Origin of the sequence: Pseudomonas sp. DC1.2 (assembly GCF_034351645.1) — a bacterium.
Lineage (GTDB): Bacteria > Pseudomonadota > Gammaproteobacteria > Pseudomonadales > Pseudomonadaceae > Aquipseudomonas.
In genome coordinates this window covers 160387-181713 of the sequence record NZ_CP133782.1, presented here as the reverse complement: position 1 = coordinate 181713, position 21327 = coordinate 160387, and the positions used below count along the sequence as shown (strand labels likewise).

Sequence of the window (21327 nt, the reverse complement as noted above, 5' to 3'; positions counted from 1 at the left end):
TTCATGCCAGAGGTCCATTGATGAACCGCGACAGTCGCTACCTGGAATCGATCCTGCACCACGACATCCCGCTCACGCGGGACATGGGCCTGACCGTGCTCGACTGGCACGACCAGCAACTACGCCTGAGTTTGCCGCTGGCGGCCAACGTCAACCACAAGAGCACCATGTTCGGCGGCAGCCTGTATTGCGGCGCGGTCCTGGCCGGTTGGGGCTGGCTGCATTTGCGCTTGCGCGAAGAAGGCATTGAAGACGGGCACATCGTGATTCAGGAAGGGCAGATCAGCTACCCATTGCCGGTGACCCGCGACGCCACGGCGATTTGCCAGGCGCCGAGTGCGGCGATGTGGAAGAAGTTCTTGGCGATGTATCAGCGTTATGGGCGGGCGCGACTGACGCTGCATTCACGGATTGTGAATGCAGGGACTGAAGAGGATGCGGTGACGTTTACGGGGCAGTACGTCCTCCACCGCTGAGGTTCGCTGATCGTTCCCTCGCGCGGGTGGGAACGCCCTATCCCCGTGCGAGTTCCAGCAATTTTTCACGCCAGGCGGCCTTCGCCGGCAACGCCAAAAAGAACTCATTCAATAGCGATTCACGCGCCGGATAGCAGAACGGCGCACCGCTCAGATCCAGTACCTCACCGCCCGCACCTTCCAGCACACCTTGCGCCGCCGCCGTGTCCCACTGGGACGTTGGCGCCAGGCGTGGGTAACAGTCCGCGGCACCTTCCGCCAACAGGCAAAATTTCAACGAGCTGCCGATGTTGGCCAATTGCAGTTCACCGAGACGCTCGCTCAGTCCAGATAACAAACGCTCCTGCTCCGGGCTCGAATGCCGACGACTGGCCACCACCGTAAAAGCTTCGCCCGGCGCCGGCACTTCGCGGACCTGAATCGGCAACGGCTCGCCAGCGTTATCACCCCGCCAGGCTCCCAGCCCCGCACCACCGACGTAGAAACGCCCACTGGTCGGGATCGATACCACGCCAAACACCACACGGCCCTGCTCGATCAGAGCGATGTTGACGGTAAATTCTTCACTGCCGCTGATAAATTCCTTGGTCCCGTCCAGCGGGTCCACCAACCACCAGCGCTGCCAGCCGGCACGCACGCTTTGGGGGATGTTGGCGTCTTCTTCGGACAACACCGGAATGCTCGGGTCGAGGGCGACCAGCCCCGCCAGAATCACCTCATGAGCCGCCAGGTCGGCAGCCGTGACGGGCGAATCATCAGACTTGGCTGTCACGGCCACATCGACGCGCCAGAACGGCAGGATCGCTTCGCCGGCCTGCAAGGCCAACGCAACCACGGGTGCCATCAACGGATGAGGGAAATTCAAGGTCATGGCAAAAACACTCCGCGTTGCGTCAACAGATCACGGGCCAGATACAGCGCCGCCAAGGCCCGACCCTCAGTGAATTGCGGGTTCTGGGCCAGGGCAGACAACTCGCGCAAGTTGACCTTGTCCACGCCCATCGGCTCGGGCTCGTCGCCCTCCAGGCTTTCTTCGTACAGATCAGTGGCCAGGACCACCTGGATTTTCTGGCTCATGTAACCGGGAGACAACGACAACTCAGTCAGATGCTCCAACTGCCGCGCGCCATACCCGGCTTCTTCCTTGAGTTCACGCTCAGCCGCCGCAAGCACGTCTTCGCCGGGCTCGATCAAGCCCTTGGGCAAGGACAGTTCGTATTCATCGGTGCCACCGCAATACTCTTCGACCAATATCGCGTGGTCTGAATCGAGCATCGCCACGATCATCACGGCGCCGTAACCTGCGCCTTTGCCGACCAAGCGCTCGTAAGTGCGCTCCACGCCATTGGAAAAGCGCAGCTTCAGCTCTTCGACACAGAATAAACGGCTGGTGGCGACGATCTCGCGGGCGAGTACGGTGGGTTTCTGGCGCATGCAAAGCTCCTTGGCGTGAACGCGCTACTATAACGCGGCTTTCCCGATTGTTTACGTCGGATATCTTTCTACCGTTCGAGACATTTGCCATGCCTTCTTTACCCTGGTCCGATATCGACACCGTGCTGCTGGACATGGACGGCACGTTGCTGGACCTGCACTACGACAACCATTTCTGGATGGAGCACCTGCCTCAGCGTTACGCCGAGTTGCACGGGGTGAGCCGGGCGATGGCGGAAATGGAATTGCAGCCGCTGTTCGAGCGCAATGCCGGCCAATTGCAGTGGTACTGCCTGGACTTCTGGAGCGCCGAACTGAAGCTGCCAGTGCGCGAGCTGAAACTGGAGACCGCTCATCTGATCGCCCTGCGCCCGGACGCAGACACCTTCCTGGCGGCGATCAAACAGGCCGGCAAACGCGTAGTGATGATCACAAACGCCCATCGCGACTCGCTGTCGTTGAAGCTGGAGCGCATTGAACTGGCGCCGTACTTCGAGCGCTTGATCAGCTCCCACGATTACGGCTTCGCCAAGGAAAACCCCCAGTTCTGGGACGCCCTGCAGGCGGATATCGATTTTGACCCCGCGCGCAGCCTGTTTATTGATGACACCTTGCCAATCCTGCGCAGCGCTCGGAATTTTGGCGTCGCGCATTTGTTGGCCGTGAGCGAGCCGGACAGCCGCAAAGGACCGAAAGACACAGCCGAGTTCGCGGCGGTTGAGGATTATCGACACTTAATCGCAGGGCTTTAGACCGAACCGTCACCCTCGCGAACGGGAGACGCGCGCAACAGTTCGCCACGACCGCCCGGCTCCAAACCGCCGCATGACGCCGTTCAAGCGCAAGCGCTAGAATCCGAACCTTAACGCGCCCAGGAACGAAGATGGACATCAAACAGCTGAAATTCCTCATCGCCCTCGACGAAACCCGGCACTTCGGCCAGGCCGCCGCCCGCTGCCACATCACCCAGCCGACGCTGTCCATGCGCTTGCGCAGCCTTGAGGAAGAACTGGAACTGCCGCTGGTCAATCGTGGCCAACGCTTCGAGGGCTTTACCGCCCCCGGCGAACGGGTGCTGGCCTGGGCGCGCACGGTGCTGGCCGCCTACGACGGTTTGCAAGCCGAGGCGGCAGCGTGTCGCGGCCATCTGGTCGGTACGTTACGCCTGGGCGTGGTCCCGCTGTCCAGTTTCGATCCGCTGCCGTTGATGCAGCGCCTGCACGCCGAGCACCCGAACCTGCACTTCGAACTGTCGGCCCTCAGCTCCGAGCAGATCCTCGAACAACTGGCGAGCAATCGCCTGGACCTCGGTGTGTCCTACCTGGAACGGCTGGACAGCGAACGCTTCGATTCCCTGGCTTTCAGCGAAACCCGCATGGGCCTGCTCTACGATCAGCGGTTCTTCAGTTTCGGCGAAGCGCCGCTGAGTTGGGAGTCGCTGATCGAACTGCCGCTGGGCATGCTCACCAGCGGCATGCATTTTCGTCAGTCGATTGACCACAACTTTCACAGTCGCGGCCTGACGCCAAAGCCGTTACTGCAAACCGATGCGGTCCATCAATTGTTACAAGCGGTACATGGCGGGTTCTGCTGCGCCGTAATGCCCTTGGACGGCGGCCTGGAAACCCTCACCGACCACCTACGCCTACAGCCCATCGAAAGCGCTCAAACCCTCGCCCGGCTTGGGCTGATCATGCGCCGTAGCGCGCCGCGCTCGGCGCTGGCAGAAGCCTGTTTTGCGATCTATCAGAAATCACCGACAGACACTTGATCGACGTCATCTATCGGTAGATCAGTATTAGCGATTAGACGCGACAACTTGCCGCGCCTAGGCTTAGAGCTGATCAAACCGTCGGTGATGCCCCATGAACGCCAAGCGCCCAGTCTGCGCGGCGCCTGCCCTGGAAACGCCAGCGCCCGCCGCCAGCCAGACCTACAGTTACAGCAATCTGTGCCACACCGAATCGGACAGCACCGCGCTGGCCGAAGAAGTGGCGTTGGCAATTGCCTATAACGGCATCAGCCAGGCGGTGATGTTGGTCACCCCGACTGATCTCGAAGACTTCATCGTCGGCTTCAGCCTGGGTAGCGGCATTATTGAAGACGTCACCGACCTCTATGACCTGCAACTCAGCGGCTCGGGTTCAGCGCAATACGCGCAAGTGACCATCGCCAACCGGGCCTTCTGGAACCTCAAACAGCAGCGTCGGCAATTGGCGGGCACCAGCGGTTGCGGGCTCTGCGGCGTGGAAGCCGTCGAACAGGCGTTGCCCGACCTGAAAGTGCTGCCCGGCGCGCCGTTGCCGCCGGCCGCATGGCTAGACGGCCTGCGTCAGCGCATCGGCGCGTTTCAGCCGTTGGGCCAACATTGCGGCGCGGTGCATGCCGCTGTGTTCATGAACGGCCAGGGCGAACTGCTGCTGGGGCGCGAAGACATCGGCCGGCACAACGCCCTCGACAAACTGATCGGCGGCTTGATCCGCCAGAACATCCCAACCACCGGCGGCCTGGCGATTGTCACCAGCCGTTGCAGTCTCGAATTGATCCAGAAAGTGCTGCGCGCTGGCATCCAGACCCTCGTCAGCCTGTCGGCGCCCACCGGCCTTGCCGTGCAATGGGCCCGTCGCCACAACCTCAACCTCATCCACCTGCCGCAGAAAAGTGCGCCGCGGGTCTACAGTCCTGCGATGGAGAATCAAGCGTGAGCCAACATCATCAAGCCGACCAGAAGCCCATCCCGCGCTACAAGCCTTATAAAGGCCCGGCCGGTGGCTGGGGCGCGCTGATCAGCGTCGCCCAGGCATGGTTGACCAGCGATAACGCGCTAAAAAACCTGCGCATGATGCTCAAGACCAACCAAAACGGCGGCTTCGATTGCCCGGGCTGCGCCTGGGGTGATTCGCCAGAAAGCGGCATGGTGAAGTTCTGCGAAAACGGCGCCAAAGCGGTGAACTGGGAAGCGACCAAGCGCCGGGTAGACGCCGCGTTCTTCGCTAAGCACAGCGTCACCTCGTTGCTGGAACAGAGCGACTACTGGCTCGAATATCAGGGGCGCTTGACCGAGCCGATGAGCTACGACGCGCAGACCGACCGTTACCAACCCATCAGTTGGGAAGCCGCGTTTGCACTGATCGGCAAACACCTGCAAGGACTGTCCAGCCCCAATCAGGCGGAGTTCTACACCTCGGGCCGCGCGAGCAACGAGGCGGCGTACCTCTATCAACTGTTCGTGCGCGCCTATGGCACCAACAACTTTCCCGACTGCTCGAACATGTGTCACGAAGCCAGCGGTGTGGCACTGGCGCAAAGTGTCGGCGTGGGTAAAGGCACCGTGACCTTCGATGACTTCGAACACGCCGATGCGATTTTCGTCTGGGGCCAAAACCCTGGCACCAATCACCCACGGATGCTCGAACCGCTGCGTGAAGCCGTGAAGCGCGGCGCACAGGTGGTGTGCGTCAACCCGCTGAAAGAGCGAGGCCTGGAACGTTTCCAGCACCCGCAGCACCCGCTGGAGATGCTCACCAACGGCGACAAACCGACCAACACGGCCTACTTCCGCCCGGCGCTGGGTGGCGACATGGCGTTGCTGCGCGGCATGGCGAAATTCCTGCTGCAATGGGAACGCGACGCACAGAACGTCGGCGGGCCAGCGGTGTTTGATCACGACTTCCTCAATGAACACAGCGTTAACGTCCTGGAATACCTGGGCAGCCTCGACGACACCCCGTGGGAGCAGATCGTCGAGCAATCCGGCCTGACCCTGGTGGAAATCGAGCAAGCGGCACGCATGTATGCCAAGGGCAAGAACGTCATCATGTGCTGGGCGATGGGCATCACCCAGCATCGCCATTCGGTGGCGACCATTCAGGAAATCGCTAACCTGATGCTGCTGCGCGGCAACATTGGCCGACCGGGTGCCGGTCTGTGCCCGGTGCGTGGCCACAGTAACGTGCAGGGCGACCGGACCATGGGCATCAATGAACGTCCGCCGGTGGCCTTCCTCGATTCCCTGGAGCGACGTTTCCAGTTCAAGGTGCCTCGCGAGAACGGCCACAACGTGGTCGAGGCGATTCATGCCATGGCCGATGGCCGTGCAAAAGTCTTTATTGGCCTGGGCGGCAACTTCGCTCAAGCCACCCCCGACAGCCCGCGCACCTTCCAGGCCCTGAGCAGTTGCGACCTGACGGTACAAATCAGCACCAAGCTCAACCGCAGCCATTTGGCCCACGGTAAAAACGCGCTGATCCTGCCGTGCCTGGGCCGTACTGACATCGATATCCAGACCGAAGGCCCACAAGCAGTGACCGTGGAGGATTCGTTCAGCATGGTCCATGCCTCCAACGGCCAGTTGCAGCCGCTGTCGAACCAGATGCGCTCGGAGCCGTCCATCATCGCCGGTATCGCCGCCGCCACCTTGGGCAGCAAACCGGTGGACTGGAACTGGCTGGTGGCCGACTACCGCCGTATCCGCGACCTGATTGCCGACACCATTCCCGGCTTCCGCGACTTCAACGAGAAGCTCAAGAACCCCGGTGGTTTCTACCTCGGCAACAGTGCGGGCGCACGCAAGTGGAACACCGCGTCGGGCCGTGCCAACTTTCGTGCAAACGTCCTGCCGAAAGATCTGGTACACGAACGTACCCGCGCCACAGGCGTGCTGCCAGACCTGATCATGCAGTCGATGCGCTCACACGATCAGTACAACACCACGATTTATGGCCTTGATGACCGTTATCGCGGGGTCAAGGGTCAGCGCGATGTATTGTTCGTCAACGAGGCCGACATCATTCGCCTGGGCTTCAAACCGGGACAGAAGGCTGACATCGTTTCGATCTGGGATGACGGTCGCGAGCGTCGGGTGAAAGGCTTCACGCTGCTGGCGTTTGATATTCCTGCTGGGCAGGCGGCGGCTTATTACCCGGAAGTAAACCCGCTGGTGCCGCTGGAAAGCACCGGAGATGGCAGCCATACACCGACGTCGAAGTTTGTGGCGATTCGTTTGGAAATGGCGAGTGAGACCGGCTTGATCATGGCGAAGTCGGCGTAAGGCGCCGGCAGAGCCGGCTTCATCGGGCACATATCCCAATCAATCACTTTCCCACGCCCACAAAAAAGGCCGCTTTTGCGAAAAAGCGGCCAATTACAAGTAGCTAAAGACCGGCAAAAATTACTTAAGTTCCCTTGCTAAAACAGCAAGTTATAGAAATGTGTACACGTCGTGTTACTCGTCGGAAACCGATTGTCACAATCAAGACACACCCTCAGGATCGCGCCGTCATCCCCCTGAGGTTCCTCTATGAAGTTCTCCTCGATTCTCTTGTTGTCCCTTGGCCTGGTCAGTGGCTTTGCCTCTGCCGGCGGCACCGCCGAAGCAGGCGTGGGCGGCGCGTTGGGCGGGGTTCTAGGCTCGGTCGTCGGTCAGTCGTTAGGCGGCAATACCGGTTCAACCATTGGCGCGGCGTTGGGTGGCGCGGGTGGTAGCGCAGTCGGCGCCGACAAACGCAGCCGTGGCCAAGCCGCCATCGGCGGTGCGTTGGGCGCTGCCGGCGGTAACGTGGTCGGACGCAGCATGGGCGGCAACACCGGCAGCCTGATCGGCTCCGCAGCAGGCGGCGGAGCGGGTGGCGCACTGGGTAACTACATGGGCAACTCAAGCAACGAACAGGATGATCGTCGCGGCTATCGTGGCCATGACGATCGCGGCTACTACCGCGACGACCACCGCCATCGCGGCCATGCCTATGGCCATCGCAAGCATCATCACGATGACGACTGAGGCTGACATCCCCCGCTACCGGCCTCTCATGAAATCGCAGCCCTAGGGCTGCGATTTTTTTTGCCCCTCAAACCACCAAACGCTCCAGTGCCCGACGCAAGCCGAGCGGAATCGCCACAGGCTGATTCGATGCCCGATCCACAAACACATGCACAAAGCGCCCTGCCGCGCAGGCCTCTTGGTCGTCTTGTTTGAACACCGCCAGTTCGTACTGCACCGAACTGTTGCCCAACTTACCGACCCGCAGACCGATCTCGATCCGATCCGGGAAAGCGATAGAGGCAAAATAGTCGCACGCAGAACTCACGACAAACCCCACCACTTCACCCTCCTGAATATTCAGCCCGCCCGCCTCAATCAGGTAAGTATTCACCGCTGTGTCGAAAAAGCTGTAATACGTGACGTTGTTGACGTGACCGTAGACGTCGTTATCGTGCCAGCGCGTGGTGATGGGCTGAAAGTGCGGGTAGTCATTGCGTTGGGGCGTCGGGGTGGACATTAGCGTTGGTTCCTGAGGGATGGCTACCCAGTCTAAGGTGAAAACCACGTTATTGTTCAGCGCCCGCAGGCACCACATCAGTTATCGGTCCGCAAACCCCTTGCCCATCGCCGCCAGCTCCCCAATCAACTGCGCCGGTTTCCACTGCGCGCCTTGCCGGGTCTCCAGCGCCAACAATCGCCGATGAATATCCGCCAACCCCTGCTGATCTGCCCACGCCATCGGCCCACCCTTGTCTGCCGGGAAACCATAACCATTGAGGTACACCCGATCAATGTCATGCGCCGAGGCAGCGATGCCCTCCTGCAAAATCTTCGCGCCTTCATTGACCAAGGCCAGCAGGCAGCGCTCCAGAATCTCATCAGGGCCTATATCGCGGCGTTGGAAACCCAGGCCTTCGCTAACCTCCAGCACTAACGCATCAACGACCGGGTCGTGTTCAGCCTGGCGGCTGCCCGGCTCGTAATGGTAATAGCCGTTGCCACTTTTCTGGCCGAACCGGCCCCGCTCGCACAAGCGGTTATCCACCTGAACCTCAGGCGCATCATGGCCTTTGCCGGCCAGTTGCCGGGCGCGCCACTCCAGATCAACGCCAACCACGTCATACATGCGAAACGGCCCCATGGCGAAACCGAAACCTTGCAGTGCAGCGTCAACCTGATAAGGAAAGGCACCTTCGAGCAGCATCTTGCGCGCCTCCAGCACGTAGGTATGCAGCATCCGGTTACCGATAAAACCGTAGCAGTTACCCGACACCACGCTGACTTTGCCCATGCGCTTACCCAGCACCAGGGCCGCTTCAAGCACCGCCGGGGCGGTTTGCTCTCCACGGACAATTTCCAACAGTTTCATGATGTGCGCCGGGCTGAAGAAGTGCAGGCCCAGGACCTGTTGTCGGCGGCGAGTGACCGCAGCAATCGCGTCGATATCGAGTGCCGACGTGTTACTGGCCAGAATCGCGCCGGGTTTAAGCAAGCCATCCAGTTCGCGGAAAATTTGCTGCTTCAGTTCGAGGTTTTCGTAGACCGCTTCGATCACCAGATCGACCTCGCGGATCGCCGAGTAATCAGCCTCTGAGGTGATCCGTGCAATACGGACATCGGCCTCAGCCTGATCGATCCGCCCCTGACGCACGTTATGGGCGTAGATGTCAGCCACGGCCGTCAGCGCCTGCTCCAGCATTTGCGGATTGTTATCCACCCATTGCACCGGCACGCCGGCGTTAGCCAGGCACATGACAATGCCACGGCCCATGGTGCCCGCACCGATCACGGCGGCGCGCTGAATATCGAACGACGTCTGGCTCATTGTTGTTCTCTTGTTGGCGACCCAAAGACAACCATCACCATAGTCAGGCGCAGCGCATTTTTGAAATTTATTCCCGTGATGAGCGACATTCAGCGGATGGATGCGGCCACAAATACACCGCAGCGCGCGCACAGGGGCCACGGTTCAGCCTGAGAGATGCACTTGCGCCCACTCCCGCACTTCGGCATATGGATAGTCCTCAAGCGCACCCGTCCCCTGAATCGTCCGTGCCTTGAGCTTGGTAAACAGCGGCACGCTGATCCCGCACAGGAACCGGGTCACCCGCTCAGCCGAAGGCACATTCCCTGTGTGCTGCTCGTGCCTGTGGATAAAATCGCCGCACAACGTTTCGAAGTTTTTATCCACAAGCGCCGGTAACTCGGGCGGTGCAGGCAACCGCGCCACATCGCCATGACACACCGAACAATGCCCGCATTGTCGAGGTGCCTTTTCATCGCCGAAGTATTCCGCCAGGCGATAACCCAGGCAGTGTTCCGTGGCGAAAAGATCAAGCATCGCGTGAATCCGGGCGATCTCAGTCTGTTCATGGCGAGTGAAATAGGCGTGTAATTCCGAGCTTAGCGCCTGGGCATCGAAGTCGGCGTGCAGCAGGCTGTAAACCTCGGTCATCTGCTTACTTTCCAACTCTACCCAACCCTTCTCCTGGAAGTAATCCAGCGCCTTGACCACCCGATTGCGCTCTGCTGAATGCTGCTCGTAAAGCGCATCGAAATTCACCGTGGCCCACGTCCGTGCGCGAGGGGAGGTCTGAATGATCGCTGCGACGAAATCCTTCCGTTCGCCCTCGAACCGGGCGAGCAACGCCTCGGGTTCCTGCAAGTATTTAAAACGGTACTCGGCGTAATACGCGTAACGCGGGGCGATGATGGCGCGCAACTCCAGTTGCACCAGCAAGGTCTTGAGCGGCAACTGGCGAATATTGCTCTGGTCCGCCAGCGGTCCCAACAAAAACTCCCACTGCCCCTCAGGTGCGGCGGCTTGCAACTCGTCGAGCACACAGCGGATGCCATCCAATTCCGGTGTATCACCGTAAACGAAGTTTTCCAGCACGTTGAGGCTATCGCGGTTGGCCAGCACCAGACAGTCGGACGGCTGCCCGTCACGGCCGGCGCGACCGATTTCCTGACTGTAGTTTTCGATCGATTTTGGCAGGTCAAAATGCACCACGTTGCGGATGTCACTTTTGTCGATACCCATGCCAAAAGCGATGGTGGCAACGATGCAATTGGACTGCCCTCCCATGAAGCGTTTCTGGATCGCCTCCCGTTGCTCATGCGGCAAACCGGCGTGATAGGCCTCGGCCTGAATGCCATTACGGCCCAGGTGCTCGGCAATATGCTCGGCGGTTTTCTGCAAGGTGACGTAAACGATGCTGGGTTGATCCGGGCGCTGGCTCATCCACTCCACCAGACGGCGGCGCTTGTCCTGGCCCCGCACCGGTTCCACCAGCAGGTTGAGGTTCGGCCGGTAAAAACCGGTGGTCACCACGTCCTCGCGAGCGATAGCGAATTTCGCCTCCATGTCCGCGATCACTTTTGGGGTGGCGGTGGCCGTCAGCAGCAAGGCCTGGGGAATGTTGAACTGGCGCTGATAATCCGGGAGCTTGAGGTAGTCGGGGCGGAAGTTATGGCCCCACTCCGAGATGCAGTGCGCCTCGTCCACGACCAAGAGCGAGATCGGCACCTGCTGCAAGAAATTACGGAAACGCTCGTTTTTCAAGCGTTCGACGGAAATCATCAAAATCTTCAGCTCGCCGGACTTGGCCCGTGCCATCACATCGTTTGCGACATCACGGCTCTGGGCCGAATCGATACTGCCCGCCGAAATACCGTGGCGCTGCAAAAAAGCCAACTGGTCCTGCATCAACGCCAAGAGTGGCGACACCACCAATGTCAGGTGGGGCAGCAACACCGCCGGCAATTGGTAGCACAGGGATTTGCCTGAACCGGTGGGGAAAATCGCCGCCGCCGAGCGCCCAGCCAACACCGCACTGACCGTGGCCTCCTGACCGGGCCGAAACTGTGGATAACCGAAAACCTGTTCCAGGGTGTTGTGCATGAGCTGTCACTCCATTGACCGCTGTCATGCCAAAAGCCTAGCTGGCGATTACAGCGAGTCGAGAAAAGGTCGGGGGCAAAAACGATACCGGATGATACAGCGTCCACTCCCCCGACCTCGCCACACGTTGAAACAAACGAAGCACATTGCCGACTGACATCTGCACTCGGCAGACGCTAAGGTCTTTCGTCCGCGGACTTCACATCAAGGCAGGACGCCTGATGGACGCGGCATTTGAACAAGGAATGGCCATGCCTCAAAAACCGACATTTGTAATCGCCCTGATCCTGGCATCGCTGCTGCTGAGCGGCTGCTATCCATTTCCTGAAGAGCCGCTACTCGCCGCGTGCGACACCTTGGCGTGCGCCGCTCTACAGGGCTGGCGAACAGCCTGATGGCTACGGAACACCTCACTAAGTCCCCTGCGGCCAGCCATTGTTACCCGCTTAATTTCTACGCTTGAAACGCCTGGCTCTTACCTCCCCATGCGGCTTGAGCCGGGTTGATTTCACCGGTCAACGCGCCATCGGCGCCGGAGGCGGCGTCCACCTCCGCCAGGCGACACACTTGTGGCCCTAGGCAGCCATTGCCGTCCTGATTCACGTGAGTTTCTAACCCGGCACCTTCGAAATGCCCTACAGGGTCTGGCGCGCCCCGTACCGAGGCAGGTTGCACTTAACCTGACCACCTCGTAGGAAATCTTCTCCCCAAGGGTTTTACGATGAAAACCCTTGAAAAACGCGTAGGCATGTTCCCAAAAGACGGGTAACGCCCTACAAAACCTGTCCATCGCAGCCGTATTGCCACGCTACGCCCCGCACTTCTATAGTCGGCGGCGCGGCTGAAAGTGTCTCGGCCTGCCGGGAGCCACCTCCCGATTTCGCACAGGACAAGCCTTGATGAACCACATCCACCCGCCGACAGACCGCTACCGCCCACTCAACCGCCGCGACAGCGAAACGCCAATGCGGGTCATCGACACCGCGAACGACGCACACAAAATCCGTTATCTCTGCCGGTTTGATCAACCTGAACACCGCCTGCCGCCAACGCTTGTTCACGGCGATGGCGGTTCATCCGACACTTTCAGAGATAACTCACAATGAACACTTGGAATCCGGCCACAAACAATCGTTACCTCCCGCTGCAAACCAATCTCACCGACTCTCCGCCCATGATCATCGACACAGAGGCCAATCCTCAGGACATCCTCGAAGCCGCTCTCCAGCGCATCCGCGCCTCCAGTGATCTTCTGAAGACCCTGCACTGCCAATGCTTCAAGCACGGCGACGTCGAAGACATCCCGCACATCACCCACGCCGTGTACCTGCTAACACAGGATGGCTGCGACCTGCTGCAAGTGGCTCAGCAACGCCTGATGAGCTGGAAAGCACCTGCCTGACACTCTGGATAAAGATCGTAACCATGCTGTGCGTGGGGGCGCCCCAACGGACGCTCCGCGTTCGAACCTTGGAATACAGATGCAGTGGCTTTGCAATGTGAAGCCTTACAAGGGCGATAAAAAATAAAAAAAAACGCCCTCAAAGGGCGGTTTTTTCATTCGCTAAACCCAAGCCTTACAGCTTAGGCCCGGCAGCCTTGATCGCGTCACTCACGTCGAACTTCTTGAAGTTCTCAACAAATAACGCGGCCAGTGCTTTGGCAGCTTCGTCGTAGGCAGCCTTGTCAGCCCAGGTATTACGTGGGTTCAACAGGCCAGTATCAACGCCCGGCACTGCCAATGGCACGTCGAGGTTGATGGTATCCAGGTGTTCGGTTTCAGCACCGATCAACGCGCCGCTTTGGATGGCTGCAATCACGCCACGCGTAGTGGGGATGTTGAAGCGCTTGCCAACACCGTAGCCACCGCCGGTCCAGCCGGTGTTAACCAGGTAAACCTTGGAGCCGAAGCCGCGGATGCGTTTGATCAGCAGTTCTGCGTATTCGCCAGCCGGACGCGGGAAAAACGGTGCGCCGAAGCAGGTGGAGAAGGTCGACTTGATGCCGCTGCCGGAACCCATTTCGGTCGAGCCCACCAGAGCGGTGTAGCCGGACAGGAAGTGGTAGGCCGCTTGTTCTTCGCTGAGGATCGACACTGGCGGCAGAACGCCGGTCAGGTCGCAGGTCAGGAAGATCACAGCGTTTGGCTCGCCACCGAGGTTAAGCGGTGCGCGTTTTTCGATCAGTTCACGCGGGTAAGCGGCGCGGCTGTTCTGGGTCAGGCTGTCGTCGGCGTAGTCGGCCTTTTTGTTGGCATCGAGTACGACGTTTTCCAGGACGGCGCCGTGCTGGATGGCCTTCCAGATAACAGGCTCGTTCTTCTCGGAGAGGTCGATGCACTTGGCATAGCAACCCCCTTCGATGTTGAACACCACGCCTACGCCCCAGCCGTGTTCGTCGTCGCCGATCAGGTAGCGGCTTTCGTCAGCGGACAGGGTCGTTTTACCGGTGCCGGACAGGCCGAAGAACAGTGTCACGTCGCCCTCTTCGCCCATGTTGGCAGCGCAGTGCATCGGCAGAACGTCAACCGCTGGCAGCAGGAAGTTCTGAACCGAGAACAGGGCTTTTTTCATTTCGCCGGCGTAACGCATACCTGCGATCAGCACTTTCTTCGCCGCGAAGTTGATGATCACAGTGCCGTCGGAGTTGGTGCCATCACGCTCTGGTACGCATTCGAACTCAGGGGCGTTGAGGATCTGCCACTCGTCCTTGCCACCAGCGTTGTACTGGCCCGCTTGCGGGTTGATGAACAGGCAACGGCCGAACAGGTTGTGCCAGGCCGTCTGCGTGGTCATTTTGACCGGCAGGTAGTGTGCCGGGTCGGAGCCTACATGCACATGAGATACAAAACGCTCGCGATCGCCCAAGTAGGCTTCAACGCGGTTCCACAGGGCATCGAACTTGTCGGCCGGGAACTTGCGGTTGATCGGGCCCCAGGCAATGGCTGCCTGAGTCGACGGCTCTTCAACGATGAAACGATCGACTGGCGAGCGACCGGTACGATGACCAGTGCGTACAACCAGCGCGCCAGTGTCGGCAAGCTCGCCCTCACCGCGGTTCAGGGCTTCTTTAACCAGATCATCAACACTCAGATCGGTGTACACGGCGTTATTGGCTTGCGTCATGAGATTCCCCGTCGGCCAGTGGCCGAGTGCTCCAAACGTTTTGTAGTAGAAACTCGCGCACTACTACCGCGAAAAAAGTGGGCCGGATTATGCCAGAAAAGCCCAAAAAAAGTAGGGCCCTCCCGTCGTAACGGCGTTATTGCGGCGTGGAGCAGTGAATTTACCTGCGCTGAAACGGTTTAGTGACGGGTATCTGACGGCGTATCGACACCCGCACCCGCGAACAATTGCGTCATGTCAGCGGCATCAAACAGGTAGCGCTGGTTGCAGAACTGGCAGTCGATCTCGATATTGCCGCCATGTTCGATGACCAGTGCCTGGGCATCTTCCAGACCCAGGCTGATCAGCGCATTGGCCGAACGTTCGCGTGAGCAACTGCAATGAAAGCGCAGTTTCTGCACATCGAACAGGCGCACCTGCTCTTCGTGGTAGAGGCGATGGAGCACCGTTTCGTTGTCCAGGCTCAGCAATTCATCGGCGGTCAACGTGCTGCCCAGCGCGGTAATGTGCTGCCAACTGGCGGCGCGTTCTTCTTCGTCTTTCAAGCGGTCGGCGGGCAGTTGCTGCAACAGCAGGCCGCGGGCGCGACGGCCATCAGCGTACAGCCAGAAACGGGTGCCCACCTGCTGGGACATGACGAAGTAGTTGGTGAAGCATTCGGACAGGGTTTCGCCGTCAAGGTCGACGATGCCCTGATAGCGCTGGCCGTGAGTCGGGTCGACGGTCAGCGCCAACACGCCATTGGGCATCATGTCGGCGAGGGTCGCGTCGGGGGCGATCTGGTCCGCTTCGTAACGGGCCAGGCCACGGATTTCGCGCTCGCTGGAGCATTCGATCATCAGCAGCGGGATCGGGCCATCAGAACGGGCCTGCAAAATCAGCAAGCCATCGAACTTCAAAGTCCCAACCAGCAGCGACGCTGCTGCCATCAGCTCGCCCAGCAGTTGCGCGACCGGCTCTGGGTAGGGGTGTTTGGCGAGCACTTCGGCATAGCTACGTTCCAACGCCACCAGCTCGCCGCGGGTGTCGCTGTCATCAAAGATGAAGCGTTGGGTGAAGTCGGTATCCGGTAGATCGGTCATAGGTCTGGGTATCTGAAGTGATGACGAGAATAGATTACAAAAAAGTGCTTACTGCACCTATGCGGCACCCCTGGGGTGCTCGAAGTTCAGCCATGTGCGGCATTTTATGAACAATCCGGGTTTGTTCCAAGCGAGGCGCAGCCTCGGCCGCTGGGTTTTGCACCCTTTGGGCCTTTTGGTTATGGCCTAAGGGCCGGATATTATGTGCGATTTTCGACGAGTGGCTTTTGCCGAGGCTCAACACGCCGCAAGCCAGTCAGCCCATATGGCTTCACTGGCGGACAATGGCAAGGCTGCGTCCATTTGACGCGCCTATTAATGTAGGCGGGCGCTTGTTCGCCACAGGGCCTAACGTCAATCGAGGGATGCCTGCCTTATTCGTCGTTGCTGCTGCCGCGAAATTTGAACAAATCGCGGCGCTGCTTCTTGCTCGGCTTGCCATCGGTACTCACGCCGAGCGCTCCGGCCTTGCGCATCGCGGCCGCGGCCTCACGTTTGGCGATGCTCGCGTCGGTCTCGGCATACAAGGCCTGAGCCTCTGGCGCACCGCGACGCACAATCGACAGCGCCTGAACCACAACGCTACGTTCCTCAAAGCCTGCACGAATCTGAAACTCGTCGCCGATCCGCGGCTCTTTGCCAGGTTTGCAGCGTTCGCCCCGGCAATGCACCTTGCCGCTTTCAATCGCCGCCTTGGCCAAGGCACGTGTTTTGTAAAAACGCGCCGCCCACAACCACTTATCGAGACGGACCTTGTCGTCCTCTTCCTGTTTTTGCGCCACTGGAATTCCTCATTCAGACCGTAGTCGGAACTGTACTACCGTTTCTGTCGGGCGCAAGAACCCGCCATGCCAGATAGAATGCGATCTTGGCCAATTAATCGGCATGGAGTGATCAAGTGACTAAATTTCCGTCTTCATTGACCTCGCCCAACGGCGGTTGCCAGGGATGCCAGCAAAGCGAGCCATTAGGTTTCGATTTTTCCTTCGCCTACCAACCGATCGTTGACCTGCGGGACCAATCGATTTTTGCCCACGAAGCCTTGGTACGGGGGGTGAACGGCGAAGGGGCACTGTCGGTGCTTGACCAGGTCAACGAAGGTAACCGCTATCGCTTTGACCAGCTGTGCCGGATGCGTGCCATTGAAGGTGCCGCGACGCTAGGCATGCAGTCGTTTCTGTCGATCAACTTCATGCCTAACGCCGTCTACCGTCCAGAGTTGTGCATTCGCAGCACCCTGGAGGCGGCGAAAAAACACAATTTCCCCATTGATCGACTGATTTTTGAAACCTTGGAAAGCGAGCACGTAGATAACTATCGCCATTTGACCAATATTCTGCGTGAATACCGCGAATTCGGCTTCATGACCGCCATCGACGATTTCGGTGCTGGTTACTCGGGGCTAAACCTGCTCGCCGACTTTCAACCGGACCTGATCAAACTCGACATGGCGCTGATACGCGATGTCGACCGCGACCGCGTTCGTCAGGCGATTGTTCGGGGGATTGTCACAATCTGTGCAGAGTTGAACGTTACAGTCATCGCCGAAGGCATCGAAAGCGCCGGAGAACGAGACTTCCTGGCGGACTGTGGAATATTTCTGATGCAGGGTTACTGGTTCGCCAAACCTGCATTCAAAGCGTTGGCCCAGGTAACGCCTGAAGCCTGGACGCGTTAATTGCCGGTTTATTCCTATTGAAGACATTTGACCATTTGACCGTTGTCGGTCTGCGCGAGTGGGTGGCGCTCCCTGAGTTGGGAGTCGCTGGTCTTCGGGCAAAAATTGACACCGGCGCCAGTACCTCCAGCCTGCATGCCACCGACATCGAGCCGTTTGAGCGCGACGGGCAAAAGTGGGTGCGCTTCACGGCGCACCTGGGCACGGTGGTGCAACTGCGGCATCGGCGTTGCGAGGCGCCGCTGGTGACGATGAAAACCATCAAAAGCTCCAACGGTCACACGCAGGTGCGCTATGTGATCAGCACCACCCTGGCCCTCGGTGATGGGGTCTGGCGGGTCGAGTTCACACTCGCTTGCCGCAAGTCGATGCGTTATCGCCTGCTACTCGGTTCCAAAGCCCTGATCGACGGCCAGTTGGTGGTCAACCCGGGCATTAAGTACGTTCAAGACAAGCCGGTGTTCCCGGTATCTACCTCCTCCACAGGTGTTGAATGAAGATCGCTGTGCTGTCGCGAAACCCGCGTCTGTATTCCACCCGTCGTCTGGTCGAAGCCGGTACCGAGCGTGGCCATGAAATGGTGGTGATCGACACCTTGCGCGCCTACATGAACATTGCCAGCCACAAACCGCAGATCCACTACCGCGGCAAGCCGCTGGAAGGTTTCGATGCGGTGATCCCACGGATCGGTGCCTCGGTGACGTTTTATGGCTGCGCGGTGTTACGCCAGTTCGAAATGATGGGCGTGTTTCCTCTCAACGAGTCGGTGGCCATCGCCCGTTCGCGGGACAAACTGCGCTCGCTGCAACTGCTGTCGCGACGGGGCATCGGCTTGCCGGTAACCGGTTTTGCGCACTCGCCGGATGACATTCCCGACCTGATCGACATGGTCAACGGCGCACCGCTGGTGATCAAAGTGCTGGAAGGCACCCAAGGCATCGGCGTGGTGCTGTGTGAAACGGCAACGGCAGCGGAATCGGTGATCGAAGCGTTCATGGGCCTGAAACAGAACATCATGGTTCAGGAATACATCAAGGAGGCGGGCGGTGCGGACATTCGTTGCTTCGTGGTCGGCGACAAGGTAATCGCGGCGATGAAGCGCCAGGCCAAACCGGGGGAATTCCGTTCCAATCTGCATCGCGGCGGCAGTGCGAGCCTGATCAAAATCACCCCCGAAGAACGTATGACCGCATTGCGTGCGGCCAAGGTGATGGGGCTGGCCGTGGCTGGCGTGGATATCCTGCGCTCCAATCACGGACCGCTGGTGATGGAAGTGAACTCGTCGCCGGGGCTTGAGGGGATTGAAACCACCACCGGCAAGAACGTAGCAGGCATCATCATTGAGCATCTGGAGAAGAATGGTGGGCCGAACATGACGCGCACCAAAGGCAAAGGTTAAGGCACTGATCGCCCCACGCGGAGTGGGAACACCTCAACGGACGCTCCGCGTTGCGCTGTGGATGGCGCGCGAAGCGTCCAGCGCTGCATTCCCACGCGGGGCGTGGGAATGCTCGGCTTACACAGCATCTCGCGGCAGCATCAAACCCAACGGCAATCGGACCCGAGCTTCAAGCCCGCCACCCGACCGATTACGCAACTCAACATTGCCGCCATGCATCGACGCAATCCGCTTCACAATCGCCAGTCCCAACCCTGTGCCCTTGCCGCCCCGTGCACTGTCGCCACGTGTGAATGGGTTGAAGATCGCCTCCAATTCGGACGGATCAATACCTGCTCCACGGTCCATGACGCTCAGCACCACATACGGCGCACTGGTATCGCCAGACACATAAGCCGCGACTTCAACCCCAGCACCGGCATGGTTCAAGGCATTGCCGATGAGGTTATTGAGCAACCGTTTCATCGACACCCGGCGTAATGGAAACGGCTGGATCGGCTCCAGGCGCAAATGCACTTTCTGTTCGTTCTGGTTGTAAGGGGCTACCACTTCACGAACCAGCTCGGTCAGGTCCACCTCTTCCACGGACTCGTCACGGCCATCGCGAATGAACGCCAGAAACTGATCGAGAATCGCGTCCATGTCTTCAATGTCACGCACCATGTCGTCGCTAAGGTCGCTGTGGTTACCCATCAACTCCAGCGACAGGCGCAACCGGGTCAACGGCGTCCGCAGGTCATGGGACACCCCGGCCAGCATCAATTCGCGCTCGCGCCCCGCCTGTTCGACGTCTTCCGCCATCTGGTTGAAGGCCCGATACACCTCGGCCATCTCGCTCGGCGTGTCGCTGATCGGCAGGCGCACGCTGCGACCCTGGCCGAGTTGCCTCGCGGCATCGACCAAACGTTTCAACGGCTGATTAAGCTGACTGACGAAAATCCACGCCGAGGCGGTGGACAGCAGGCCGATGGCGAGGAACCAGCCGAGTACGTTCCAGATTTTCTGGCCACGCAACGGGTGCGGGTACAGCGGCACTTTCAGCCAGCCATCACCCAGGCTTGGCGCCCGAACCCACAGCGCCGGCGGCGAGTGCATGCGTAATCGGACCTCGGTGTCGGCACCCAGCTCCGCCTGCATCTGCCGCTGATAGATTTCACTGTAGGGCCAATGTTGTTCACCTTCCGGCACGCCGGCACCCACCACCCGGATCAGGGTCGCGGCATCGGCGATCTTGGCGCGGTTTTCTTCATCGGCCGCCCAATAGGCGCGTAACGTCAGGGCGACGCCGTGGCTGTATTGGCGGTCCACCAGCACGTCTTCGTTCATCAGCAGATAAACCAGGGTCAGCGCCTTGGAAAACAGGACGACGATCAGCACCAGCCACAGGGTGCGGGAGAAGAAACTCTGGGGGAACCAAACGGGGGTTTTCATGGATAACCGCTACATACTTGCAGGAGCGAGCGATGCTCGCACATTGCGGATCGCGAGTCTGCGGGCAAAGTCGTTTGACCCATTGCCCGCCCACCCGCTCCTACAAATCGCCGATCACTTGGTGGCGGCGCCATCCGGAACGAACACATAACCCACGCCCCAGACGGTCTGGATGTAGCGCGGCTTGGACGGATCCGGTTCGATCATCCGCCGCAGACGGGAGATCTGCACGTCGATGGAACGCTCCAGTGCATCCCATTCCCGGCCACGGGCCAGGTTCATCAGTTTGTCACGGGTCAGTGGCTGACGAGCGTTCATGACCAGCGCCTTGAGCACCGCAAATTCACCCGTGGTGAGCATGTGTACTTCGGTGCCGCGTTTAAGCTCACGGGTGGCCAGGGACAGCTCGTAATCACCGAAGGTCACGCTTTCGTCTTCGCTGCCCGGTGCGCCTGGTACTGGGGTCAACTGACGACGCAGGACCGCTTTGACCCGCGCCATCAGCTCGTCGGGGTTGAACGGCTTCGCCAGGTAATCGTCGGCGCCGAGTTCCAGGCCCTTGATGCGGCTCAGCTCATCGCCCTTGGCGGTCAGCATGATGATCGGGATCTGATTGTTCGCGCCGCGCAGGCGGCGGCAAGCCGTCAGGCCGTCTTCGCCGGGCAGCATCAAGTCGAGGACGACCAGATTGAACACTTCACGCGCCAGCAGACGGTCCATTTGTTCAGTGTTCGGTACGGCGCGGGCACGATAGCCCTTGCTGACGAAAAAGCGTTCCAACAGGCTGCTCAGCCCCGGATCGTCGTCAACAATAAGAATTTTTTCGCCTTCAGCATTTTGTGCAGTGCTGCTCATTGGATGCTCCTTTTAGCTCGGCGCGCATTATGGCGTAGCTGCCGTTATACGCACCGTGTGCATTGTTAGCAGATTTTTCCTTCAACGCCAGAAAACCGGCCATTGTGCCTACAACCTGTGATGCCCCCGAATGACAGAACGCTGGTTATAATGCCCAGCGTTTTGTGTCAGGCAACGTCTGA

23 protein-coding genes are annotated in these 21327 nt (G+C 59.5%); 12 read left to right on the top strand and 11 right to left on the bottom strand.

The genetic code is table 11. The annotated features are described in order from the left end of the window. Nucleotides 1-20 precede the first annotated feature (20 nt). On the top strand, nt 21-476 hold the full coding sequence (locus RHM68_RS00810; protein ID WP_322220076.1) for a thioesterase domain-containing protein: 456 nt from the start codon (nt 21-23) through the stop codon (nt 474-476). Between the two features lie 37 nt (nt 477-513). Here RHM68_RS00810 and cysQ read toward each other — a convergent pair whose 3' ends face one another. Both cysQ and nudE read right to left on the bottom strand, forming a co-directional pair. Beyond that, on the bottom strand, nt 514-1347 hold the full coding sequence (gene cysQ / locus RHM68_RS00805) for a 3'(2'),5'-bisphosphate nucleotidase CysQ (RefSeq protein ID WP_322220075.1): 834 nt from the start codon (nt 1345-1347) through the stop codon (nt 514-516). Continuing rightward, the gene (gene nudE / locus RHM68_RS00800) at nt 1344-1910 is read right to left on the bottom strand and encodes an ADP compounds hydrolase NudE (protein WP_322220074.1); all 567 of its coding nucleotides are present in this window, start codon (nt 1908-1910) and stop codon (nt 1344-1346) included. The genes cysQ and nudE overlap by 4 nt, the downstream gene beginning before the upstream one ends. 89 nt (nt 1911-1999) lie before the next feature. On the opposite strand from nudE, the gene yrfG reads away from it, so the two are divergent. The 5 genes from yrfG (at nt 2000) to RHM68_RS00775 (ending at nt 7689) form a co-directional block, all read left to right on the top strand. Continuing rightward, nucleotides 2000-2662 (top strand): GMP/IMP nucleotidase, encoded by a 663-nt coding sequence (yrfG, locus tag RHM68_RS00795; RefSeq protein ID WP_322220073.1) that lies wholly within the window; start codon nt 2000-2002, stop codon nt 2660-2662. A 131-nt stretch (nt 2663-2793) separates the two neighbouring features. Continuing rightward, nucleotides 2794-3681 (top strand): LysR family transcriptional regulator, encoded by an 888-nt coding sequence (locus tag RHM68_RS00790; RefSeq protein WP_322220072.1) that lies wholly within the window; start codon nt 2794-2796, stop codon nt 3679-3681. Between the two features lie 94 nt (nt 3682-3775). Then, nucleotides 3776-4615, top strand: a complete 840-nt coding sequence (gene fdhD, locus RHM68_RS00785) for a formate dehydrogenase accessory sulfurtransferase FdhD (protein WP_322220070.1) — start codon at nt 3776-3778, stop codon at nt 4613-4615. Continuing rightward, nucleotides 4612-6960 (top strand): FdhF/YdeP family oxidoreductase, encoded by a 2349-nt coding sequence (locus tag RHM68_RS00780; protein WP_322220069.1) that lies wholly within the window; start codon nt 4612-4614, stop codon nt 6958-6960. The genes fdhD and RHM68_RS00780 overlap by 4 nt, the downstream gene beginning before the upstream one ends. A 249-nt stretch (nt 6961-7209) precedes the next feature. Beyond that, complete coding sequence (locus tag RHM68_RS00775) at nt 7210-7689, top strand: glycine zipper domain-containing protein (RefSeq protein WP_322220068.1); 480 nt, start codon at nt 7210-7212, stop codon at nt 7687-7689. Between the two features lie 67 nt (nt 7690-7756). On the opposite strand, the gene RHM68_RS00770 is transcribed toward RHM68_RS00775, so the two are convergent. The 3 genes from RHM68_RS00770 to RHM68_RS00760 all read right to left on the bottom strand — a co-directional run bounded on the left by RHM68_RS00770 (nt 7757) and on the right by RHM68_RS00760 (nt 11575). Further along, nucleotides 7757-8188, bottom strand: coding sequence for a thioesterase family protein (locus RHM68_RS00770; RefSeq protein WP_322220067.1), 432 nt, complete (start codon nt 8186-8188; stop codon nt 7757-7759). Between the two features lie 81 nt (nt 8189-8269). Further along, a complete protein-coding gene (locus tag RHM68_RS00765; protein WP_322220065.1) occupies nt 8270-9496 on the bottom strand; it encodes a 3-hydroxyacyl-CoA dehydrogenase in 1227 nt (408 codons plus the stop codon). Between the two features lie 144 nt (nt 9497-9640). Further along, nucleotides 9641-11575 (bottom strand): ATP-dependent DNA helicase RecQ, encoded by a 1935-nt coding sequence (locus RHM68_RS00760; RefSeq protein WP_322220064.1) that lies wholly within the window; start codon nt 11573-11575, stop codon nt 9641-9643. Between the two features lie 251 nt (nt 11576-11826). Here RHM68_RS00760 and RHM68_RS00755 point away from each other — a divergent pair, with 251 nt between their 5' ends. Continuing rightward, a complete protein-coding gene (locus RHM68_RS00755; RefSeq protein WP_322220062.1) occupies nt 11827-11970 on the top strand; it encodes a hypothetical protein in 144 nt (47 codons plus the stop codon). Between the two features lie 58 nt (nt 11971-12028). On the opposite strand, the gene RHM68_RS00750 is transcribed toward RHM68_RS00755, so the two are convergent. Then, nucleotides 12029-12250 carry a hypothetical protein gene (locus tag RHM68_RS00750; RefSeq protein WP_322220060.1) on the bottom strand — a complete coding sequence of 74 codons (222 nt, stop codon included), beginning with the start codon at nt 12248-12250 and terminating at the stop codon, nt 12029-12031. A 224-nt stretch (nt 12251-12474) separates the two neighbouring features. Between RHM68_RS00750 and RHM68_RS00745 the strand changes: the two genes are divergently transcribed. Both RHM68_RS00745 and RHM68_RS00740 read left to right on the top strand, forming a co-directional pair. Further along, nucleotides 12475-12681, top strand: a complete 207-nt coding sequence (locus tag RHM68_RS00745) for a hypothetical protein (RefSeq protein WP_322220059.1) — start codon at nt 12475-12477, stop codon at nt 12679-12681. Next, nucleotides 12678-12977 carry a hypothetical protein gene (locus tag RHM68_RS00740; RefSeq protein ID WP_322220057.1) on the top strand — a complete coding sequence of 100 codons (300 nt, stop codon included), beginning with the start codon at nt 12678-12680 and terminating at the stop codon, nt 12975-12977. Before RHM68_RS00745 ends, RHM68_RS00740 begins: the two co-directional genes overlap by 4 nt. A 175-nt stretch (nt 12978-13152) precedes the next feature. Here RHM68_RS00740 and RHM68_RS00735 read toward each other — a convergent pair whose 3' ends face one another. The 3 genes from RHM68_RS00735 to RHM68_RS00720 all read right to left on the bottom strand — a co-directional run bounded on the left by RHM68_RS00735 (nt 13153) and on the right by RHM68_RS00720 (nt 16564). Next, on the bottom strand, nt 13153-14700 hold the full coding sequence (locus RHM68_RS00735) for a phosphoenolpyruvate carboxykinase (protein WP_322220055.1): 1548 nt from the start codon (nt 14698-14700) through the stop codon (nt 13153-13155). Between the two features lie 179 nt (nt 14701-14879). Further along, the gene (hslO, locus tag RHM68_RS00730) at nt 14880-15782 is read right to left on the bottom strand and encodes an Hsp33 family molecular chaperone HslO (protein ID WP_322220054.1); all 903 of its coding nucleotides are present in this window, start codon (nt 15780-15782) and stop codon (nt 14880-14882) included. Between the two features lie 374 nt (nt 15783-16156). Next, the gene (locus RHM68_RS00720) at nt 16157-16564 is read right to left on the bottom strand and encodes an RNA-binding S4 domain-containing protein (RefSeq protein WP_322220053.1); all 408 of its coding nucleotides are present in this window, start codon (nt 16562-16564) and stop codon (nt 16157-16159) included. A 116-nt stretch (nt 16565-16680) separates the two neighbouring features. Here RHM68_RS00720 and RHM68_RS00715 point away from each other — a divergent pair, with 116 nt between their 5' ends. From RHM68_RS00715 to rimK, 3 genes are read left to right on the top strand one after another with little or no spacing between them, the layout of a single operon-like run. Beyond that, nucleotides 16681-17460 carry an EAL domain-containing protein gene (locus RHM68_RS00715; RefSeq protein WP_322220052.1) on the top strand — a complete coding sequence of 260 codons (780 nt, stop codon included), beginning with the start codon at nt 16681-16683 and terminating at the stop codon, nt 17458-17460. A gap of 35 nt (nt 17461-17495) precedes the next feature. Continuing rightward, nucleotides 17496-17957: an ATP-dependent zinc protease gene (locus RHM68_RS00710; protein WP_322223639.1), complete on the top strand. Its 462-nt coding sequence runs from the start codon at nt 17496-17498 to the stop codon at nt 17955-17957. Next, nucleotides 17954-18859 carry a 30S ribosomal protein S6--L-glutamate ligase gene (gene rimK / locus RHM68_RS00705; protein WP_007949201.1) on the top strand — a complete coding sequence of 302 codons (906 nt, stop codon included), beginning with the start codon at nt 17954-17956 and terminating at the stop codon, nt 18857-18859. Before RHM68_RS00710 ends, rimK begins: the two co-directional genes overlap by 4 nt. 117 nt (nt 18860-18976) lie before the next feature. Here rimK and RHM68_RS00700 read toward each other — a convergent pair whose 3' ends face one another. Further along, complete coding sequence (locus tag RHM68_RS00700; RefSeq protein WP_322220049.1) at nt 18977-20290, bottom strand: ATP-binding protein; 1314 nt, start codon at nt 20288-20290, stop codon at nt 18977-18979. A 114-nt stretch (nt 20291-20404) separates the two neighbouring features. Next, the gene (gene ompR / locus RHM68_RS00695) at nt 20405-21145 is read right to left on the bottom strand and encodes a two-component system response regulator OmpR (protein WP_322220048.1); all 741 of its coding nucleotides are present in this window, start codon (nt 21143-21145) and stop codon (nt 20405-20407) included. Nucleotides 21146-21327 lie beyond the last annotated feature (182 nt).

Excerpts from the sequence above, each read along its gene's own strand:
- RHM68_RS00810 (WP_322220076.1), top strand. The coding sequence starts at position 21 with ATGAACCGCGACAGTCGCTACCTGGAATCGATCCTGCACCACGACATC.
- cysQ (WP_322220075.1), bottom strand. The coding sequence starts at position 1,347 with ATGACCTTGAATTTCCCTCATCCGTTGATGGCACCCGTGGTTGCGTTG.
- nudE (WP_322220074.1), bottom strand. The coding sequence starts at position 1,910 with ATGCGCCAGAAACCCACCGTACTCGCCCGCGAGATCGTCGCCACCAGC.
- yrfG (WP_322220073.1), top strand. The coding sequence starts at position 2,000 with ATGCCTTCTTTACCCTGGTCCGATATCGACACCGTGCTGCTGGACATG.
- RHM68_RS00790 (WP_322220072.1), top strand. The coding sequence starts at position 2,794 with ATGGACATCAAACAGCTGAAATTCCTCATCGCCCTCGACGAAACCCGG.
- fdhD (WP_322220070.1), top strand. The coding sequence starts at position 3,776 with ATGAACGCCAAGCGCCCAGTCTGCGCGGCGCCTGCCCTGGAAACGCCA.
- RHM68_RS00775 (WP_322220068.1), top strand. The coding sequence starts at position 7,210 with ATGAAGTTCTCCTCGATTCTCTTGTTGTCCCTTGGCCTGGTCAGTGGC.
- RHM68_RS00770 (WP_322220067.1), bottom strand. The coding sequence starts at position 8,188 with ATGTCCACCCCGACGCCCCAACGCAATGACTACCCGCACTTTCAGCCC.
- RHM68_RS00765 (WP_322220065.1), bottom strand. The coding sequence starts at position 9,496 with ATGAGCCAGACGTCGTTCGATATTCAGCGCGCCGCCGTGATCGGTGCG.
- RHM68_RS00760 (WP_322220064.1), bottom strand. The coding sequence starts at position 11,575 with ATGCACAACACCCTGGAACAGGTTTTCGGTTATCCACAGTTTCGGCCC.
- RHM68_RS00755 (WP_322220062.1), top strand. The coding sequence starts at position 11,827 with ATGCCTCAAAAACCGACATTTGTAATCGCCCTGATCCTGGCATCGCTG.
- RHM68_RS00745 (WP_322220059.1), top strand. The coding sequence starts at position 12,475 with ATGAACCACATCCACCCGCCGACAGACCGCTACCGCCCACTCAACCGC.
- RHM68_RS00740 (WP_322220057.1), top strand. The coding sequence starts at position 12,678 with ATGAACACTTGGAATCCGGCCACAAACAATCGTTACCTCCCGCTGCAA.
- RHM68_RS00735 (WP_322220055.1), bottom strand. The coding sequence starts at position 14,700 with ATGACGCAAGCCAATAACGCCGTGTACACCGATCTGAGTGTTGATGAT.
- hslO (WP_322220054.1), bottom strand. The coding sequence starts at position 15,782 with ATGACCGATCTACCGGATACCGACTTCACCCAACGCTTCATCTTTGAT.
- rimK (WP_007949201.1), top strand. The coding sequence starts at position 17,954 with ATGAAGATCGCTGTGCTGTCGCGAAACCCGCGTCTGTATTCCACCCGT.
- RHM68_RS00700 (WP_322220049.1), bottom strand. The coding sequence starts at position 20,290 with ATGAAAACCCCCGTTTGGTTCCCCCAGAGTTTCTTCTCCCGCACCCTG.
- ompR (WP_322220048.1), bottom strand. The coding sequence starts at position 21,145 with ATGAGCAGCACTGCACAAAATGCTGAAGGCGAAAAAATTCTTATTGTT.